The sequence below is a fragment of the Paenibacillus wenxiniae genome (assembly GCF_039822605.1).
GTDB lineage: Bacteria > Bacillota > Bacilli > Paenibacillales > Paenibacillaceae > Saccharibacillus > Saccharibacillus wenxiniae.
In genome coordinates, this window is the sequence record NZ_JBCGUH010000001.1 from 552,947 (window position 1) to 574,075 (window position 21,129).

Genomic DNA, 21,129 nt, shown 5'->3' on the forward strand with positions numbered 1-21,129 from the left:
GTTACGTCATGTTGTTGTTTTATATCAATTCGTTGTGATATAGGTATGATGTTGTCACTATAATTGTGTACGTATCATGTGGTGATAGATTGACGCTGTCTATTCCGTATACAGTTTCGAATCGATACCTAGACTATTTGGCTACATGCGCATACAGTTTTGAATCTATGCGTATACTAATGAGCTAGACGCGCGTACAGCTTTGAATCTACACGTATACTACTGGGCTAGACGCGTATACAGCTTTGAATCTGCACGTATACTGTTTAGCTACACGTGCATACAGTTTTGACTCTATACACATACGTTTTTGACTACATCCATATACGGTTCCATATTCATATGCTTACTGTCCCAATTCAAACTACGCTTTGAGCTATAGCTAACCCAGCTTACATATATTTTTGCAAAAATGGCATCCACGCCGCGCGCATTTCCATCGTTTCCATATGTCCGCCACTACCGATAACCGGCTGCCAATGCTCGGCGCAACCTGCTTCCGTATACGTTTTCTGCAAACCTGCCGCCAGATGCTCTACCCCCTCCAATGGGCATAACCGATCATGACGACCTACCAGACTTAGGCGTGGACGCGGCGCAATCCGGCGCTGAATATCGAGTGTTGTATACTGCTTGAGCAGTCCTGGTACGTAGGAATAGAAACCATGATGATCTAGCCCACGCTTAGCAATCAATGTGTGTGCGTCCACCTGAGCAGCAATGTCCACAACAACCCGTACACGCTCATCGAGCGCTGCCAGCCACCATGCCATTAAACCACCCATCGACATGCCGATCGTACCGATACGGCTAGCATCGATATCATCGCGGCTACACATATAATCGAGTAAGCGACGATTATCATACAGCATCATGCCCCACAGTGTCTGTCCCTGCCAGAGCATCTCTTTCACGGTCTCACTTTCCGCACGACCACTGCGCTCCCCAAAACACCACATATCAATACAGCAAACGGCATACCCCATCGCTGTAAGTACAGCAGCAAACGAAGGTTGTTGCAAATAGGCACTGCTTTGAATCAATTCGCGCCGTCCACCTGTATAATTGCCACCATGCGAATGGTTAAAGACGATTAGTGGAAAAGGTCCCTCGCCGTCCAGCGGTAATGCAATAGATGCAGGCACTTTTTCCAGTCCGTTCAGTTCCAGCAATACCGTTTCCAGTCGGTATCCATCCTGCTCCTTGCGTTCCAGTAACTGACTCGTTATTGGCATCGTAGCCGGCAGATCGCCAAGCAGTTGCCATAATGGATCATTCGCTTCACCGAGCGCATGATGAGATAGCTCTGTCATTACGATGCACTCCTTTACTAACAAACATCGACTGTAGCTTGATTAGACGGTAGCGATTTCTTTTACCGGAATTGTACTTTGATCCGTATTGTTCTTTTATCTCTAGCGTCCTGTTAACTGCATCGTTCTTCTATCTGCATCGTTCCTTTAACTGCATTATGCTTCTATCTACATGGTTGGTAGCGAAATAGTTCTTTCATTAGAATAGCTCTTTCATCGAATAGCTCTTTCATCGAGAACGGTTCTTTTATCCGAATGAAGCAGGCGTTTCCGATTCCGCTGAAGGCTGCATCGTTACTCGCTCTACCAGCTGCTCCTCACGCTTCGTGCGGCGTGAACGGCAATCGATCACCTCAACGTCTTCACCATTTTCAATATAAAAGGCCGGGCCTTCATGATTCTCAATCGTTACGCGATTGAATCGTACATCGCGTACATTGCCGAGATAAAAGCCACGATTGTTCATATCTTCAATTCCTGCCATCATCGCAGGACGACCGGGAACGGCGTTTTCCGCCATTGAAATATCGATATCGGAAAACGTCACCTCCGACACATACTGCTCCGCCAATCCATACAAAAATCCGGCTGCCGCATGCACACGACGGGCGGTAATATGGGCAAAATGAATGCGCCGGAAGCACGGTGTTTCTTCGGTGATCGAATATGGATTTTTGTCCCATACATACTTGTCCTTGCCGCGCGGTCCACAAAAGTAGTACAGATTCATAATGAACGGACAGATCACATCCTCCATTACGATATTGCTAATGCGAATATCTTCTACGATGCCACCACGACCACGACGTGACTTGAGCCGAATCCCACGATCGGTCTGTTTGAACACACAATTGCTAATCGTCACATTACGAATGTCTCCGCTCATCTCGCTACCGATCACAACGCCGCCATGACCGTGCATCATCGTACAGTTTACGACCGTTACATTTTCACAAGGTACACGATTAGGGGTATCTTCAGTACCCGACTTGATCGTAATGCAGTCATCACCGACATCGATATGACAGTTGCTAATATGCACATTGCGGCAGGATTCTGGATTAATGCCATCCGTATTCGGTGAATCAGCTGGATTATGAATCGTAATATTGTCGACTGTGACCATCTCACAGCAGATCGGATTGACCGTCCAGCTTGGCGAATTGCGTAGCTGCACATCACGAATCGTAATCCGTGTACAATGATCGAAGCTAATCAGCTTCGGACGTGGATATTGCAGCTGCTCACGTCGATTGCGGAACAATTCCCACCACGCCTCACCATTGCCTTCCATTCGTCCGCTGCCAGTAATCGATACATTGTGCAGCTGTTCTCCATAAATACATGAAGCATGCACATGCTGATCGACACCTTCCCAGCGCGAGCGCACAGGTGGGTAATGGGCTGGATCGGTGCTAAATGATAGCACAGCGCCAGCACTCACATGCAGCTCGATATTGCTTTGTAGCCTAATCGCACCGGTATGATAGATGCCTGCCGGAATGTATACCGTTCCGCCACCTGCCACCGAAGCAGCTTCAATTGCAGCCGCAATCGCTTCGGTGGATAACGTGTCGCTATTCGGTGCGGCACCATAATTATCGATATTGTATAGATTTGGATTCATCTTTACCGTCCTCCTGTAAAGCATGTTCATATTCCGCACAGGCAAGCAAAAAGGCACCCAGTCCTTTCTGATCGTTCGTAACGATCGGCTCGCTAATGTAATAAGCGAACGAACCGTCGCGTTTCGTTGCACCACCTAGACCGGCAACCTGACAGTTTTTGTTGTAGTTGACCCAGCCTTCCTTCGTCTCCAGCACGAATTCCGAAATCATGCCAGCATAAGCCCAATCGGTAGCCTGCTGCCACTCCGCTTCCAGCAAGCCCAGACGAATACCTTTAGCCATCGCATACACAAACATCGCTGTGGCCGAAGCTTCCAGATAATTGCCTTTGCGATTACCCTGATCAATAACCTGATACCATACGCCTGTCTCAGCATCCTGATAGCGCCGAACCGCGGTCAGCGTATCATTCAGCATTCGTTGTAGCTCACCATAATGAGCATGCTCGGTCGGCAAAATTTCCAGCACATCAACGAGTGCCATCACAAACCAGCCCAGCGAGCGTCCCCAGAAGTTAGGCGATCGTCCTGTATGCGGGTCTGCCCACGGCTGCTGTTTCTTTTCATCCCATGCATGATAAAGCAGACCTGTTTTTGTATCGCGTGTATGCTGTTCACAGAGCAGGAATTGACGGGTAACATCATCCAATTCTGCTGACGGCTCATACGTTAGCAAATATTCCAGATAAAATGGTGCGCCCATATACAGCCCATCCAGCCAAATTTGATACGGATAAATCTGTTTGTGCCAGAAGGCGCCTTCCGACGTGCGCGGATGGGTTTTGAGCTGTTCGCGCAGCGATGCCGCCGCCTGACGATAACGCTCCTCCCCTGTATCACGATGCAGCATAAATAGCAGCTTGCCGTTGTTAATATGATCGATATTGTATTCATCCTGACGATAACCGCCAATCGTGCCCTCTTCATAAATAAAATGATCCATATTGTTGCGGATATATTGCCAGTATTTGCGATCTCCAGTCTGCTTCCATAGCAACTGAAATCCTTTTAAAATAACGCCGTAATCATACGACCATTTGCCATGATGCTCCGGGGCTTCATGCAAATAAGCCATACGCTGCATAATCGAATCGGCGGTACGTGTAGCCCATCGGGATTGCTCGTCAAATGTGGTCATCATAACCCTCCTGCAAAATGGATTCCTGTACATGTTGCAATCATCAACAATATATAGTTACAAAATGGTAATTCTCAAACGACTATGCCTGCCGCCATAATGGTGACAGGCATACCTTTACATACAGCAGAGCAACACAATCTTATACCGTCCTAACGAAAGGCGCTGAATGGACAGAATGTCGACTAAGCTCAGATATTAATGTCAGATGTTAATGTCAGATATCAATGATTGAATCATTTGCCCTGTGTTTGCTTGTACGCTGCCTCATATTCGGCAATAATGCTGTTACCACCAGAATTTCGCCATGTTTCCAGCGCTTGTTTGAAGCCTGCTGCATCAATTTCGCCGAGAATGTATTTGTACGTCGCGTCTGTAATAATTTTTTGCAGCTCCGAACCCTGTGTATTGTATGTTTCGGAATCAAGCGAATACGCTGGGTTTAGTACCGCATAATTGGCGTTATCTGCGATCATTTTATCTGCCTGCTGCTTGAGTGGATCGGCATCATGAATTTGAAAGCCGCTCTCTTTAGGACGACTTGCTGCAAATGGCTGTACTTCCTGTTGCCATAGATCGGTATTCGTAATCGTTGCCGCATCCTTGTCATCCACTGTATAGTGTGTACCTTCAATACCGTAGGTCATCAGTGCATAGGAATCTTCATCCAGCAGATCGTTTACGAATTGCAAAATTCGCTTTAACTGCGCTTCATCTTTCACCTCGGTACGTGGGAATGCCAGCAAACCGCCGATTCCATTGTTAGCTGCCCAGATCGCACGATCGCTTTCCTTGCCAGTCGATGTAATATCGTTCGCCATCACCAGCTGCATATTGTCCTGTACGCCTTTAGACATATTGAGCAGGTTTTTGCTATCGAACAGAGCGCCTACATAAATGCCTGCTTTGCCCTGCGCAAACTTTTGCTGCTGATCGGTTTTGGCAGTAACGGCAAAGTCTTTATTCATATAGCCTTTATCATACAGCTGCTTCATATAGTTCATCGTTTTCATGTAGCCATCGGTCATAAATTCTGGTATCATTTTGCCGTCTGCGCTCACCTGCCAGTTATTCGGTGTACCAAAATAAGAACCAAGCGTTTTGAAAGCCCCGTATACGAGATCATTGCGATCTACAAAGCCGGTCGTATCGTCCTGCCCGTTACCATCTGGATCATCCTCGGTAAACGCACGTGCCACTTCCATCAGCTCATCCGTCGTCTTCGGCACATCCAATCCTAATTTGTCGAGCCAGTCTTTGCGTAAGGTAACACCGTTACGCGCCAGATCTTTTTGAAACGGAATACCGTACAGCTTGCCGCCAATCGATGCCGATTTGATCGTCTCCGGCGATATTTTGGCGAGGTTTGGATAGTCTTTCAAATAAGGCTCCACTTCCCAGAACAGACCGGATTTGAGCGAATTACGTACTGACGAATTATCCAGCATCGTTAAGGTAACGATATCGGCTAGCGAATCGGATGCCAGTGCCGTATTGATGCGCTCTTCCTTAGAAGCATCCGGAATCCACGAAAAGGTAAGCTCGGAATTCGTTTTCTCCTCTAGCTTATTCAAAATCGTATCGGTCGGCGGAGAAGCCGTGTGCAAAATGTTCAGCCACGTAATCGTTGCTTTTGAGTTCGCGTCATATTCACCAGAGGATGCGCCCTGTCCGCCACAAGCAGTCAATGCAATTGCACTGCTCACCATCACGGCAGCCAGTCGTTTCATCGCAATCTGTCGTTCCTTTTTCATCCGTTCATGCTCCTCTCAACATATCGGTTATGAATGATACCGTGGGCAAAACGACTATAGTTTGGCTGTAATTGCTTATGACTGGGTAGGATGTAGTATACATTTAGGATTAGGATGAATGTATGAATGATTAGGACTTGCCCTGACTCGTTTTGTAAGCGGATTCATATTCTTCCGTAATACGTGTTCCACCTGCATCTTTCCAGCTTTGTACCGCCTGTTTGAAGCCTGTATCGTCCAGCTCGCCCATAATGTAGCGGAATGTCGCGTCCGTAACGATCTTTTGCAACTCGGTGCCCTGTTCGTTATTCGTCTGGGAATCCAGTGGAACCGTTGGATCAAGCACAGCATACTGGTCATTTTCCTGTATGAGATCGTTAGCCATTTGTTTACGTGGGTTGGAATCTTTCAGCTTATATGTCACTTCACTTGGACGGGAAGCAGCGAATGGTTGTACATCAGCCTGCCATTTGTCCTGATTCGTAATTTTGAATGAACCGTCTTCATCGATTTTGTAATGTTCGCCTTCAATACCGCCTGTCATATACATAAATGCTTCTTGATCGAGCAGCTTGTCTACAAATTGTAGCAGTCGTTTCAGTTCGGCTTCGGATTTCACTTCGGATTTCGGGAATGCGAGCAATCCGCCAACACCGCTGCCTTCCGACCATACATGATATTTACCATCGCCATTGGAAATTTTGTTGACCGGCACGAGTTCCATGCCTTTCTGCAAGCCCTGCGACATATTTTCCAGACTAGCGATATCGACCATACCCGTATAGATTCCTGTACGTCCCTGAGCGAATTGTTGCTGCTGATCGGTCTTCGCCGTCACCGCAAAGTCACGAGTTAGGTAGCCATTTTCATACAGCTTACGTGAATATTGCAGGGTGTCCATATACTGCGGCGTATCGAACTCCGGTGTGAATTTGCCGTTCTCATCCACTGCCCAACCGTTAGGCGTACCAAAGTAAGAACTAAGCGTTTTGAAGCTGCTATAACGCAGATCGGAACGATCGCCGAATCCGGTTGTGTCGTTTTTGCCATTGCCGTCCGGGTCATCTTCGGTAAACGCACGTGCGACATTATACAATTCATCTAGCGTTTTTGGCACTTCCAAACCAAGCTTATCGAGCCAGTCTTTACGCAAAATCAGACCGGAACGCGCCATATTTTTCTGAAACGGTACGCCGTACAAATGACCTTCGATCGAAGCGGCCGTTCGCACTTCCTGTGGAATCTTTTTCAAATTCGGATAGCTGTCCAGATAAGGACCCACATCCCAGAACAGACCGGATTTGAGCGAGTTACGTACAGTGGAGTTGGTCATCATCGTGATCGTGACCACATCGGCAAGCTGGCCGGAAGCAAGCGCGGTCGTAATACGCTCTTCTTTGGAAGCATCCGGCACCCAGCTAAAGTTGATTTTAGAATTCGTATACGCTTCCAGCTTGTTCTTGATCACATCGGTCGGCGGTGAAGCCGTATGCAAAATGTTCAGCCAGGTAAATTCCAGCTTGGAGTTTGGATCATACGTTTGATTGGCTTCGGTTTCACTGCCATTGCCACAGCCGGACAGTACCGTCGCCAGCGCGAGGCTTGCGATTAATGCCAGATTCCATCTCTTTTTCGTTTTCATGTGCATACGTAAATCCCCTTTGAATTGGAATGTACTCAAATTGGCGAATTGGAAATGTGCTTCAGCTACGTGAATTGTATTTGATATACGTAAAATGTACTTAATATACGCCGTCTTCACCGAATTTTTTGGCGAGGCGATTGGCTAGCATGATCAGAACAAGACCGACCAATCCTTTAAACAAACCGACTGCGGTACTAAAGCTAAGCTGACCATTTTTCAAACCCGCGGTATAGATGTACGTATCGAAAATTTCGGCTACTTCGCGGTTGAGCGAATTGAGCAGCAGATACATATGCTCAAAGCCCAGATCGAGCGTGCTCCCAATTTTCAAAATAAGCAGGGTAATAATAACCGGACGAATAGCGGGTAGAGTAACATGCCATGTTTTGCGCCAGCGTCCAGCACCGTCCATCTCCGCGGCTTCGTACAATTGTGTATCGACAACCGTAATGGCTGCCAGATAGATGATCGTCGACCAGCCCAGCTCTTTCCAGATGATCTGTGCCATATACATCGTGCGCAACCATTCTGGTGAGGTTAGGAAGCTGATCTTCGGTAATCCGATCGCCGCCAGCATCTCATTCACGACACCACCGTCAACCGTTAGAAAGACATAAGTAATAGATACGATAATCACCCAGGACATAAAGTGAGGGATGTAGATAATTGTCTGGATTGCATTTTTAAAATAACGATGCCGTACTTCATTGAGCATGAGCGCTAATATAATCGGTAACGGGAAGAAAATGACGATATTAAGCGCAAATAGAATGAGCGTATTACTTAATAACATAAAGAAGGTAGGTTCGGTAAACAGGCGAACAAAATGCTTCATGCCTACCCAGGGACTGTCAGAGATACCGAGATACGGCTGGTAATCCTGAAAGGAAATGATCAGGCCACCCATCGGTAAATACTTGAAAATAACAAAATAAATGAAGCCAGGCAAAATCATTAAATACAAAAATTTGTTGCGCATAATACCGTAGCGGCCTTTCTTTTTGACCGCTTTTTTGTCTTGTTCCAGCCCCAGTGCAGCAGCATCAGCTAGTTTCATTTCGTTCGACATCTTCACCGGCTCGCAGCCTCCTTTGCACATTCTCGCTTACGTGTCTAAGCTTAGAACAGGCTAGTCATTCCGTATATAATCATCTCATGATAGCGTTTGCAAAATATTGATATATCAACGTTTTCTTGGCTCGCATCTTATCTGATGATTATACTGTGAGCTAATGATCATGTCCGATTCAGCCGTCATTTCACCGATGATGTGGGCACCTGATTATATACGGAACACCAGGAGACTGGTACAGTGAAGAAGTATAAGATCACTAAGGAGGTTCACGTGCATGGAACAGACATTACGTAAAGACACAACGCTAGGGAGCAAAGTCTTCACTATCGTAAATAACACTTTATTGATTCTGATTGCTCTTGCCTGTCTGCTACCTTTTGTAAACGTTATCGCCAGTTCATTCGCTTCCACACAAGAAGTCGTATCGAAAAAGTTCATTTTGTTTCCGACTACCTTTTCACTGGATGCGTATCGCTACATTTTATCCACGCCGACGATGTTTAGAGGCTTAGGCGTATCTATTGGTACAACGCTGGTCGGTACACTCGTCAGTATGGCACTGACCGCATTTATGGCCTACGGTCTGTCTCGCAAATATCTGGCTGGACGTAATGCGATTAACTTTATCGTGGTCTTCTCGATGCTATTCAGTGGCGGAATGATCCCAACCTTTCTTATTGTAAAAAGTGTCGGTCTGATCGACTCCTACTGGTCAATGATTCTGCCGGTTGCCATCAATGCCTTTAACCTCATTATTATGCGTAACTTTTTCCAGGCACTGCCGGAAAGTTTGGAAGAATCCGCAAAGATCGATGGCTGTAATGATTTTGGTGTATTTTTCAAAATTATGCTGCCACTGGCGCTGCCTTCGATTGCTACGATCTCCCTGTTCTATGCGGTTACGTACTGGAACACGTATATGAATGCGATTCTATACCTGAATGACTCCACCAAATGGCCGATTCAAGTATTGCTGCGCCAGATCGTTATCGTTTCGAGCGGCATGCAAGCAGAAGGCAGCTCAGTTGACGTGATTCCGCCAGCACAGACGATTAAAATGGCAGTTATCGTTGTCGCGACGGTGCCGATGCTGATTGCGTATCCTTTTGTGCAGAAGCATTTTACGAAGGGTGCTTTGTTGGGTGCGGTTAAGGGTTGATGCTGGGTTGTAGTTGATGCTGAGCTGTAATAGATCAGGTGAGTGTGACGAAAGAAACCGCTTGTTTGCTGGGAGTTACACTACTGTGGGAAAGGTACCCCACTCCAAAAAGGAATAAGGGGACGGACTCAGTGGAGCCGCGGGAATCTTTTAGATTAGGAAGGAATGAAGATTCCCGCCCCTCCAAAGCAGTAAGATATTTTGCTTTGCAAAAATCACTTTTCATTGAACCTCGTGTTAGGAAATCACTAACACGGTAAATCGTCCTTTCCCTTTATTTCCCTTCCTCCGTTCTGTGCTTGTCGCAGCAAGAGTATTAGATCATAGACTACAACTACAACTACAACTACAACTACAACTACAACTACAACTACAACTACAACTACAACTACAACTACAACTACAACTATCTGAGTCTACGTAATTCGATGTCTGGAATCAAAATTTCATCTGCACATTTTCGAGTTAGATTGTAACTTTTGCGAGCATCCACATCTTTTAAATTGAATGTGCCCGTATGAGATGCACTGCATAGGAGTAATCCTTTTAGTTTGTAGCATTATATGGTTTATTGTAGTTTAGCTTACAGTAAAGCTTCTTTGCTGCATTACCTGCTATTTATCAATCATCATTCATGGCTTACCATTTGCGAAGTGCTATCTACCGAATTATTAAACTGTTATTTATCGATTATTACTTCTAATATATGACTCTAAACTTGCTTTGATATTAGGAACTCTTTATAAAACATCATCTGGCGGTATAAAGTGTGTGTATAATACCCGATATTCGTAAATGTTAATTTGAAATGGAGTAGCTGAATATTAATGTATGGTGTTTTATGTTTGGTATTTAGATTAACTAAGGATTCAAGCAAACTTATATGGATGCACACCGCACAGAACGGAAGGAAGGAAATAAGGGGTAAGGACGACTTTTGAGCATGGGAATCTACAATGTACTTCTAACTCTGTAGATTCCTGTGCGAGACGGGAGTCCGTCCCCTTATTCCTTCCTGGAGTGGTTGAAGCATTATGAAACAAGTTTGCGGGCATGCCTTAGATTAATGGTTAGGTTTATCAGGCATAGGAGCTTGGACAGTCGAATCAAGTCATCTGCCTCATTTTACGATACGTCCCCGGAGTAACCTGCTCTTTTTTGCGGAATGAGCGGATGAAGTTTTGGGGATTATGATATTGCAGTCGCTCGGCGATTTCTTTGATGGTTTGATCGGTTTCGGTCAGCCATTTTTTCGCCATTTCCAGGCGATAGCTCATCAGGTAGTCGCTGAAGGTCGTGCCGTATTCTTTTTTGAAAATGCTGCTCAGGTAGTTCGGATTATAATGCAAGCGATCGCCAATCATCTCTAGTGACAGCTCGCGATCGTATTCCTGGCGCACGATATCCGCAATCGTTTCGGAGAGACAGCGGAATTGCTCGCTCGTCTTCTCCTTCATACTGCGTACCATGGGGAAAATAACCTGCTCCACCAAAATACGCTCAACCTCTTCCGGGTTGCGAATGCTAAGCAAACGATGATATAGCGCCTGATTATCTCTGGTCAGCAGCACCTCCAAACCGAGTAGCTGTTCCAGTTGAATCAGATTGTTGACCAGTCGCACCAGCATCACTTCCAGATCCATCGAATGGCGACTTTTTTTCATGAATGCAGCCATAAGCGGATACAAACTGGAGGATACTTGCTCTTCATCACCAAGCCGAATCGCATCGAACAGTCTTGCTTCCAGCTCTGTCGGATAATGCAGCAGGACAGGTCCGGAGACCACATTCGAAATATCTTCATAAAAGATAATCGATTCCTTACCCAGATTCAGTCGCTGGTGCAACGCCTGTTTACTCATCTCCACCGCTTCTTTACTGGACAGCAGACTGTCATACGTGCGGCTAATGCCTACACTAACCGACAGTTTGAGATAGTCACGCACACTACGCACCATGAGCTTCGCATATGCGATCACCTGCTTGCGAATCTCCTGCTCATTTAGATCAGAGAACATAAGAATTGTTGCCTGTGTATCATCGTTCAAAATGATCGGTAATAGCCGCTGCTCTGCTGGAATGAGTTCTTCGGCAATTTTGTTCATGGCGAGCATGAGCACATCGCGATCAGCGACACTACGTTTGCCCAAATTATCGAGCTGCACAAGCATCGTGACATAATGACGTCCATCCAGTCTACTGTAGCCGAGACGTGCTAGTTGACCTTCCAATTCATCTGCCTTGATCCGGTTGCGGAACAGATTAAGCACAAGCTGCGTCTCCAATTGCGGTTGTTCCGCTTCAATTAACGTTTCCAAACTTTGCTTTTCGGTCAAAATATGATTGATAGACGACAAAATCCATTCGATTTCATTTTTGGACTGCACATGTGCAGCCGTTGGCAAGCTATGGCGAATTTGCTGAATCGGCTTTGTAAAATAAAGTGCAATCCCGTAAGCGACCATCACAATTAGCAAAATCAGCACCAGCTCGATCGCAATTAAACCATAACGTGTCGTTTGCAGCGCAGCAGCGATTTCAGCCGGGTCCAGTACCGTGAAATAGACCCAGTTGTTATAAGCAGATTTGGCATAAATAAGCTGTACAGGCTTGTTTGCTTCATCATCTAGCGTCAGCATACCAACCGACTGGTCATTGCCAATCGTGCCCGGTAGCTCTTGCACCCGCCCATTTGCGAGCACATTAGCATTGTTGCCAGTATCATACATGAGTTCACCCTGCCGATTCAAAATAAACACAGGCGAATTGTCCTCCGTATGCAGCGTGCGATTCAACGTATCCGCTGAAATATCGGATAGCGCAATCGCCTGCTTACGTGTAGAGAAAACCGGCAATGTGTTTACAAATCGGATACCCGAATCGGTCTTCACCCAGAACAGGCTCTGATCCTGACTGTCTACATATTCCCGATACAGCTGCTCGCGCTGCGGAGCGGTTAAATGGGTCAAGCGCCCGCTGGAAATTTGCCAGTTTTGATTGAGACTGATCAGAGAATATTTGGCACCATCCAGCCCCATCGTGGCGATATAATTGAGCTGAGTGTTCACATCCCGATAAGCGATAAAGTCACGCTCGGTAATCGGGTTATTCACCACTTCACTAAACGAACTCGTTGTGCTATATGTATTGAAAGCGTATTCAATAGTACGTATCTTTTGCTCCACATTGTTGCGCATTTGCATCATGTACGTCTGCTTGTTGGTCGCGATGCTATCCGTAACCGAATGCACGGTGCTGAAATAGATGTAAATACCGAAGCTAATCGACAAACCAATGCCAAGCACTAAAATAGGAATAAATATCTTATAAAACATAATCCCTTTTTTCATCATTTTCCCCCATTGGTTCAGTCATCAGCTTCATACTTTTCTTTATTATGCGTGAGTCGATCGCAGTGGACAAGAACTATTATACCCTTTTCATATTATGGATGTTAAGGATTTCTTTAACAAAAACAGTTTGGCCAACCCTTATTTTTGATTTAGGGTTACCATTATCCGGCAAAGGAGCTGACGACCATGTCGATTTTGCACATTACACTCGATTCGGAAATATGTACAGACAGTAATCGTTTCACACAAATCTTTGATAGCAGAAGCGAAACCAACTCACAGAGCACGCTCATGCTGAACGGAATACCCGTTCAGCCACAGCATAAGTATACAATCGATACAAATAACTCCTCACCTATACCCCATCACTCAGCTCACGCAATATCCAAACCTGATCATAAACTAGCCCAACTGGTACTTTATCCGGTCTCCCTCACAAATGCTACAGCACGTCCGTGTATCGTTATATTGCCAGGCGGTGGCTATCATCATCTGGCAGAACACGAAGGCGCACCGATTGCACGCTGGCTCAATGGACTTGGTATTCACGCAGCGGTATTGCATTACGATACGTACTCCGATTACGAACAACAGATGGAGCCTTGTTCCACTCTGCATCCTATCGAGAATGACACTGTAGCTCAGGATGCTCATACAGCTACTACAGAACAAGCTACCAGACAAGCGGAAGCGCCTGTCATTCAGCCACAGCTGCTTATGAAGCAGGTCGAAGCAGCACTGCAAGCCGTCCAACAACAGAGAACTGAGATCGGCTGGCATGTGCTGCCGGATCGTATCGGATTAATCGGCTTCTCGGCTGGCGGACATCTGGCTGCACTTACTGCCACGTTAGGTACGATCCGTCCCAATCTGCTGCTGCTCGCTTACCCCGTCATTACGATGAACGATCCTTATGTGCATCAGGGAAGCCGACAGTTCCTGCTTGGCACTCAACCGAGTATAGAACAAATCTGCCTGTACTCGCCAGACTGTCAGGTCGATGAACGTACTCCCCCTTCTTTTATCTGGTCAAGTGCAGATGATACAAGCGTACCTGTACAAAATAGTTTATCTATGGCTGGAGCATTAACAGCGGCTGGTATTGAACATGAACTGCATGTGTTCCAGCAGGGACGACACGGTTTGGGATTGGCTGAGGATCATCCGTATTGCGGCATATGGACTGAACTTGCCGCCCGCTGGCTGCAACGTCATGGATATGTAAATGAGGCGGTGAACGAGCAAACGTTGATTACCGAGGTTTCTGTTCCGAGTTCGAGTTCGAGTTCGAGTTCGAGTTCGAGTTCGAGTTCGAGTTCGAGCAATTATACAATTGCAGCAATACATACACCAGCAGATGTTACCTCTGTCTTACCTGCTATACATCTAGTAGGCGATTCTACTGCTGCGATCAAAGGGGCAACCGAGAAACCGATGAGCGGTTGGGGTGAATATGTGGGCCATGATATGCGGCCTGGTATAGCGCTTCATAACCATGCGGTCAACGGACGAAGCACGCGTTCTTTTATTACAGAAGGACGTTTGCAATATGTAGCGGATCAGCTCCAAACTGGCGATTATTTGTTGATTCAGTTTGGTCATAATGACAGCAAGGCAGAAGATCCGACGCGCTACGCTGATCCAGCGCGGGATTATCGCCATTTTCTACGACAATATATCGATACGGCTCGTGCTAAAGGTGCATTTCCTGTACTGCTCACTTCGGTCAGTCGCCGTCTATATTTGGAAAATGGGCAGCTTGATCCTCACGCACTTGGTCCGTATCCCGAAGCGATGCGGGAGGTCGCAGTAGAGACGGATACACCACTCGTGGATTTATTTCAGCACAGTCAACAGTTATATCGTCAACTCGGTGAGCAACAGTCCTTGCGTTTATTTATGCATCTACGTACCGGCGCACATCCAAATTATCCTGATGGTGTTAGCGATAATACGCATTTCTCCGAATACGGTGCACACTATATAGCGCGCCTGGCTGTCCAGGCAATTCGTCAGCATCCACAGCTAACCGAGCTGGCAAAGCTGTTATTACCAGAAAAGGACGTACCGCCTGATCACTCCTATCCACTCATTTAAAGATTGCTCGCCTATCTTAATACGTTCACTATCTTCATAGTTTAATCATATTAAATTCCAACTCTTATTGTGTGTTCGTATGGCTATATTTCAGCACTGGAAGCAGATTTAAAGTTAAAATTAAGCTCGGTCAAGGTACGATGTAATTATAGAGTTGCAACTGCAACTGCAACTGCAACTGCAACTGCAACTGCAACTGCAACTGCAACTGCAACTGCAACTGCAACTGCAACTGCAACTGCAACTGCAACTGCAACTGCACAAGTGTGACGACCACTCCTGAACAAAGCAAACTCATGCTAGTTAACAAACCTAGCAGACTAACATCATAGCAAACAGGGTTTTCTCGCTTCGCCACCATACGTGAGCAAGAAAACCCTGTTTTATTTTATATCCCATTCGTCTCTAAACCATATGTCCAATCTGTAACCAATGATCTACTCATCTTTTGCTAAACAATCATACTTTTTCTAAACAATTATACTATCGTCTTCCCTCGCTAAACGATGCCGTCCTTAACTCAGTTCTTCAATTAAGCCTGCACCACCTTAGGCCAACGACCTACAAACTCCGGTTCATTATATGCAAGGAAACGACTCAAAATTTCCTGTTTATCATCCAAAAATAATTGATCCGCTATCGCTGTTACGAGCTTAGGTACAGCATTTTTGGTGCCGGAGATGGCGGAAGCCGATAGACCACAGCTTGCCAGCGCCGAATAGTTAAACACAAATAGACCATGCAGCAGCTTCTCCCCCTGCTCACTACGACTTTGAAAAGCAAAGCCTGGACTCAAGTAAGGATGCGCATCCAGCAGCTCATTGGCTATCTCAGCAGGCGCTACGTATCGATCCTTCCAGCGTGCAATATAATCAGCTACAAGCTGAAGCTCTGGACGAAGCGCTGGATCACTGAGCAGCCCTGTACTCACAATCAGAAAATCAAAATAAAACTGTCCATGTGGCGTAGTGACGATGGCACCTTCTCCATGCTGCTCTACATTCAACCACGGCGATCCAAGATGCAGCTGGAATCCCGGCCATGCGGCTGCACGCTCAAATGTATCATTGGTCGGAGGCTGATTAAATTTGAAGAAATGGGAGATCGTCCTATACTTCTCCTCATCGTTCAGAGCGTGGAAACGTTCGATCATCCCCGACACTTCCATCTGCCGAATCGGATTCACGCTTGGCAGCACTTCCCGTCGTACAAATACATGCGCCTCCGCCACCCCTTCCGTGAGCGCATAGTTCGCATTATCAAAAGCAGACGCACCTCCACCAAGCACAGCGATCTTTTTCCCTTTTAGCGTATCAAAATCAATCGTCTTCGATGTGTGTGCATAGAGATGAGCAGGCAGATGTTCCGCAACTATTGGCGGTACATGCCATTCTCCACCACCTTGAATCCCCGTTGCCAGCACAACTTTACGTGCTAACACTACACTAGATGGAGCACCTCCCCCTTCCAGATGCAAACGATGAACACCTTGCTCCAGCGGCTCAATCAGCTTTAATGTGGTGTCATTTACAACAGGCAGATCGAGCACACGGCGATACCAGCGCAAATAATTCATCCAGTCTCCACGCGGAATTTTGTCTACTTTTTCCCAGCCTGCTTGTCCGGTCTGCGCTTCCCACCAGGAGCGAAAGGTCAATGAAGGAATGCCCAGATCGACTGAAGTTAGATGCTTCGGGGTACGCAGTGTTACCATACGCGCATACGTTTCCCACGGACCTTCCTGTCCTTCTGCATTTTCATCAAGTACGAGAATATTCGATATACGCTCACGTAATAGCCCAAATGCGGCGGCAAGTCCACTTTGTCCACCACCAATGATGACCACATCATATACATGGCCTTCCGGATGCTCTACCGGACGCACCCAGTCCGCTCCACCATAAGCGAGATAAGCCAAATCCTGTTTCACTCGTGTATTCAACATTTCCAAACTCATAGCCCTCATACCTTTCGTTTGTAGCATAGATTATAAAAAGCAGGTAATATTGTGTCATATTAAATCACATAGATGTTATTCATTTAATACTTATTCCATGATCATTCATCATGTATTTATTGTTCATTTTTATTACTCATTCAGCATAGGCATCGCATCGTATATGGATCGCCACAGCTCACTCTATACATTGATAATTTCTACGCGGAAGGAGTCTTTTCCCATTTTAAAAACTATTTTATGCACTCACTGCATCCATTCATTTTGAAATATGTTTTATCATCAAACTGTATTCAGCCTGTCTTGAATTATTCCCATTATAGCGATATTCGTTTTATTTTCGATAGTATATGTTAATTTTATTGTCATGTCATCCAAAATTAAAACTATGATTTGTATGATAAAACGAATAAACCTGCGATTGATGTAATAAAAAATAACTTATGCTTGCCAATTGATTCTGTTTCCTCTAAAATAATGCTAATTTATTCTTATGTAGGTCATATCGTTGTACGCATAACTGTCTTTCGTATAACCCCGATAATATGGGCCGGGGGTCTCTACCAGGAACCGTAAACTCCTGATTACGAAAAAATGCTGCCGTCTGTCTGTCATGCATTTTTTTGTGATCGGGATTTTTGCATTCAGAATTACTGGTATAGATTACTAGTATGGACATGCTAACCATTTGTGGCTATTTCTGAATGATTGCTGATCCCGTTACATGTCATGCCGCATGACAGCCAGTCGGACAAACTAATTTCTATCAGAGGAGTGTGTGCTATGCAATGGAATCAAGCTGCATTAACCCGTAGAATCGAAGTCGCTGCTCACCATCAGTCTGCCGATCTGGTCATCCGTGGCGGGCAAATCGTCAATGTGTTCAGTGGAGAAATAATGGAGGCGGATATCGCCATCGTGGATGGCGTGATCGCTGGGATTGGAAGCTATGAAGGTAAAGAGATTATCGAGGCAAATGGCAAATGGATTATTCCCGGACTGATCGATGGACATGTGCATATTGAAAGTTCACTGCTATCCCCAAAGGAATTTGCCAGAGTCGTGCTACAGCATGGCGTAACAAGCGTCATTACCGATCCGCATGAAATTGGGAGCGTTGCAGGGGTTGAAGGTATTCGTTATATGCTGGAGCAATCGGAAGGCTTACCGATGGATCAATTTGTTATGCTTCCTTCCTGTGTGCCAGCGACTTCATTTGAGAGCTGTGCGGCACATTTGACCGCAGCGGATTTAGAGCCATTTTATAATCACCCGCGTGTACTCGGTCTGGCAGAGGTGATGGATTATGGTGCACTGGCTGGAGCCGATCCTGATATGGTGGATAAGCTTGCCTCAGCTCATGCCTATAGTAAACGAATCGACGGCCATGCAGCCGGCATCGCTGCCGATCAACTTGACGTGTATGCAGCAGCAGGCATTCGTACCGATCATGAATGTATTAACGCCGAGGAAGCAAAGCAGCGGCTGGCACGCGGTATGTATGTGATGATTCGCGAAGGAACGGCGACCAAAGATCTCGAAGCGATTTTACCAGCTGTCACACCCTATAATGCACGTCGCTGTGTATTTGTCACCGATGATAAGTTAACCGACGATCTACTGGATGAAGGTAGTGTCGATCATAATGTGCGGTTAGCGATTCGTTATGGTCTTCCTCTTGTTACCGCTATTCAGATGGCAACACTCAATACGGCGGAATGCTTCGGTCTACGGGATCGCGGTGCGATTGCACCCGGCTATATCGCTGATCTGGTGCTGCTCGACAATCTGGAGGAACTAACGATACACAGCGTATATAAACAGGGGCGTGCTGTAGTGATCGAGCGGCACTTACAGGAATCCGTATTCCCTGCGGCTGCTTCAGCTCGTGATGCTAATTCGGCTCGTGATACTGGTGCAGCGGCGCTTGCGCGCGGTCATATGGCTCCACTGGAAGCACAACATCTCGCCTTACCGCTCAGCTCAGAACTGTGCAATGTGATTGAAATTATTCCGCAATCGATCGTTACGCGTCATGCACTGGAACGAGCAGATATTGCAAACGGTCACTTCGTACCGTCCATAGAGCGCGATTTGCTCAAGCTTGTTGTCGCAGAGCGTCATCAAGGAACCGGCCATATTGGACGTGCGATTGTGAAAGGTTTTGAGCTGAAGTGTGGAGCAATTGTATCGACCGTGGCTCACGATTCGCATAATCTAATTGCTGCGGGTGCATCAGATGAAGAGTTATTACTGGCCATCCGTCATGTGACCGAGCTGGGCGGCGGACTTGCTGTCGTGGCTGGCGATCAAGTGCTTGCGTCTTTGCCATTATCGATTGGTGGGCTATTATCCAAACTTCCATATGAACAGGTGTATATACAGCTCCAGCAGCTTCAACACGCACTCCAGCAGATTGGAGCGGCACAGCATTTCGATCCATTTTTAACGCTGTCCTTCCTTGCGTTGCCTGTCATTCCAACGCTCAAGTTGACCGATCTCGGATTGTTTGATTTTGCAGCGGGGCGCCATATTTCTGTAGAGGCTGTACAGCAGCCACATTCATTGCCGCAGACATAATATAGAGAACAGTACAGTTAATCGCTATCAGAATAAGGGATTTTTTTACAAATGATAATTAAAGTTGCTCGCCTCTCTAATCTCAGCATATCCCCTGACCGATATACATCTAAGAAACTTTCCTATTACAACGAACAAAGGGGAATGCAATAATGGTATGGCTTAAAACACTACTACTCACATTAGGTGCGTTTATCGTGGGTGGAGCGGCTGTTTTTCTCGCATTGTATCTGGACAACGGCCCTTTAGAACAGGTATTCGGCACACAGACTCGTACAGAAGCAGAATCACCTGTAGCAGAGCATCACGCTTCCTCTCCACCAGCACCACTATCGGAAAGTGAATTACCACCTGTAGAGCAATTCAATCACATTCCGAAAACGAAGCTGTATGACGATCATGTAGCGGTACTGATGTACCACGATATGAGTTCAACAGAAAAAGGCGGCGATATTATTACGCCGGACTTGTTCGCAGCTCAACTTGATTTCTTACGTTCAAAAGGTATGAATTTTATTACATTAGAGCAGTTCCGTTCTTTTATGGAAGGTGCTGCTGTACCGGAAAATGCCGTTCTGGTTACATTTGACGATGGTTACGAAAACTTTTATACAACCGCGTATCCGATTATGAAAGAACGTGGCATTTCTGGCGTTAGCTTCGTCATCACTGGCGACTTTAGCAAAAAAGCAATGGTATACACGCCGCATATGACCCGGCAGGAAATCCAGAGTATGCTTGCTGCCGATCCGAATACAGAAGTGCAGCCTCATACGAACCATCTGCATTACAAAACAAGCGAGACGACCGATGCGTTGACCGCACCGCTTGTTAAAGATGGCGTGAAGGAATCACCGGGAGAGTACATCACTCGTATTAGCGGTGATCTGGCTACCTGTATCGATCAACTAAAAACGCTGAACAAACGTCCTGTCGATTCGTTTGCGTATCCATATGGCTTGTACACACCGGAAGTGGAGCAAGTTGTAAAAGATGCAGGCATCAAATACGCCTTCACGACTACACTCGGTCTAGCTTCTCGCAACGACAATCCGCTGGCAATCCCGCGCATTAATGGCGGTTCACCACTCGTCAGCCCACAGCGTCTGTTTGCCTCGATCTATTGGGAAAACAAACAGCCTGGACATAATCTGTACTTGCCAGATGAAGTACAGCATAGCGGACGTGAGGATATCCGTTCGGTGGATGTTCATCGTTAATGGTTTGGGTGTTGGATGTGTACGCAAATTGTTTTGGATGAGACAGGCACCACTCCGGGAAGGAATAAAGGGACGGACTCCGGTCTCGCACGGGAATCTACGGAGTAGAAATGAATGGTAGATTCCCGTGCTTGGAAGAGGTAAGATATTTTGCTTTGCAAAAATCACTTTCGATTGAACCTCGTGTTAGGAAATCACTAACACTAGAAGA

13 protein-coding genes and 1 riboswitch are annotated in these 21,129 nt (G+C 46.1%); of the genes, 4 read left to right on the forward strand and 9 right to left on the reverse strand.

The window, feature by feature from the left end; translation table 11 throughout:
• Positions 1 to 392: 392 nt before the first annotated feature.
• The 6 genes from AAHF22_RS02385 to AAHF22_RS02410 all read right to left on the reverse strand — a co-directional run bounded on the left by AAHF22_RS02385 (position 393) and on the right by AAHF22_RS02410 (position 8,456).
• Entirely contained in the window at positions 393 to 1,313 is a 921-nt protein-coding gene (locus AAHF22_RS02385) for a dienelactone hydrolase family protein (RefSeq protein WP_347323363.1), read from the reverse strand.
• A gap of 247 nt (positions 1,314 to 1,560) precedes the next feature.
• The gene (locus AAHF22_RS02390) at positions 1,561 to 2,940 is read right to left on the reverse strand and encodes a glycoside hydrolase family 28 protein (protein ID WP_347323364.1); all 1,380 of its coding nucleotides are present in this window, start codon (positions 2,938 to 2,940) and stop codon (positions 1,561 to 1,563) included.
• On the reverse strand, positions 2,912 to 4,078 hold the full coding sequence (locus tag AAHF22_RS02395) for a glycoside hydrolase family 88/105 protein (protein ID WP_371833998.1): 1,167 nt from the start codon (positions 4,076 to 4,078) through the stop codon (positions 2,912 to 2,914). Before AAHF22_RS02395 ends, AAHF22_RS02390 begins: the two co-directional genes overlap by 29 nt.
• 236 nt (positions 4,079 to 4,314) lie before the next feature.
• Positions 4,315 to 5,832 (reverse strand): extracellular solute-binding protein, encoded by a 1,518-nt coding sequence (locus tag AAHF22_RS02400; protein ID WP_347323366.1) that lies wholly within the window; start codon positions 5,830 to 5,832, stop codon positions 4,315 to 4,317.
• Positions 5,833 to 5,962: 130 nt separating this feature from the next.
• A complete protein-coding gene (locus tag AAHF22_RS02405) occupies positions 5,963 to 7,474 on the reverse strand; it encodes an extracellular solute-binding protein (protein ID WP_347323547.1) in 1,512 nt (503 codons plus the stop codon).
• A gap of 100 nt (positions 7,475 to 7,574) precedes the next feature.
• Positions 7,575 to 8,456: an ABC transporter permease gene (locus tag AAHF22_RS02410; RefSeq protein WP_347323548.1), complete on the reverse strand. Its 882-nt coding sequence runs from the start codon at positions 8,454 to 8,456 to the stop codon at positions 7,575 to 7,577.
• A gap of 370 nt (positions 8,457 to 8,826) precedes the next feature.
• Between AAHF22_RS02410 and AAHF22_RS02415 the strand changes: the two genes are divergently transcribed.
• Positions 8,827 to 9,711: a carbohydrate ABC transporter permease gene (locus AAHF22_RS02415; RefSeq protein ID WP_347323367.1), complete on the forward strand. Its 885-nt coding sequence runs from the start codon at positions 8,827 to 8,829 to the stop codon at positions 9,709 to 9,711.
• A 1,106-nt stretch (positions 9,712 to 10,817) separates the two neighbouring features.
• Here the strand turns inward: AAHF22_RS02415 and AAHF22_RS02420 are convergent.
• Positions 10,818 to 13,061 (reverse strand): helix-turn-helix domain-containing protein, encoded by a 2,244-nt coding sequence (locus AAHF22_RS02420; RefSeq protein ID WP_347323368.1) that lies wholly within the window; start codon positions 13,059 to 13,061, stop codon positions 10,818 to 10,820.
• A gap of 189 nt (positions 13,062 to 13,250) precedes the next feature.
• Between AAHF22_RS02420 and AAHF22_RS02425 the strand changes: the two genes are divergently transcribed.
• Positions 13,251 to 15,161, forward strand: coding sequence for a GDSL-type esterase/lipase family protein (locus tag AAHF22_RS02425; RefSeq protein WP_347323369.1), 1,911 nt, complete (start codon positions 13,251 to 13,253; stop codon positions 15,159 to 15,161).
• Between the two features lie 130 nt (positions 15,162 to 15,291).
• On the opposite strand, the gene AAHF22_RS02430 is transcribed toward AAHF22_RS02425, so the two are convergent.
• Both AAHF22_RS02430 and AAHF22_RS02435 read right to left on the reverse strand, forming a co-directional pair.
• Complete coding sequence (locus AAHF22_RS02430) at positions 15,292 to 15,522, reverse strand: hypothetical protein (RefSeq protein WP_347323370.1); 231 nt, start codon at positions 15,520 to 15,522, stop codon at positions 15,292 to 15,294.
• 171 nt (positions 15,523 to 15,693) lie between these two features.
• Positions 15,694 to 17,118 carry an NAD(P)-binding domain-containing protein gene (locus AAHF22_RS02435; RefSeq protein WP_347323371.1) on the reverse strand — a complete coding sequence of 475 codons (1,425 nt, stop codon included), beginning with the start codon at positions 17,116 to 17,118 and terminating at the stop codon, positions 15,694 to 15,696.
• Between the two features lie 507 nt (positions 17,119 to 17,625).
• Positions 17,626 to 17,725: riboswitch (purine riboswitch) on the forward strand.
• 176 nt (positions 17,726 to 17,901) lie between these two features.
• On the opposite strand from AAHF22_RS02435, the gene ade reads away from it, so the two are divergent.
• Positions 17,902 to 19,698 (forward strand): adenine deaminase, encoded by a 1,797-nt coding sequence (gene ade / locus AAHF22_RS02440; RefSeq protein ID WP_347323372.1) that lies wholly within the window; start codon positions 17,902 to 17,904, stop codon positions 19,696 to 19,698.
• A gap of 152 nt (positions 19,699 to 19,850) precedes the next feature.
• Entirely contained in the window at positions 19,851 to 20,918 is a 1,068-nt protein-coding gene (locus AAHF22_RS02445; protein ID WP_347323373.1) for a polysaccharide deacetylase family protein, read from the forward strand.
• Positions 20,919 to 21,129: the final 211 nt, after the last annotated feature.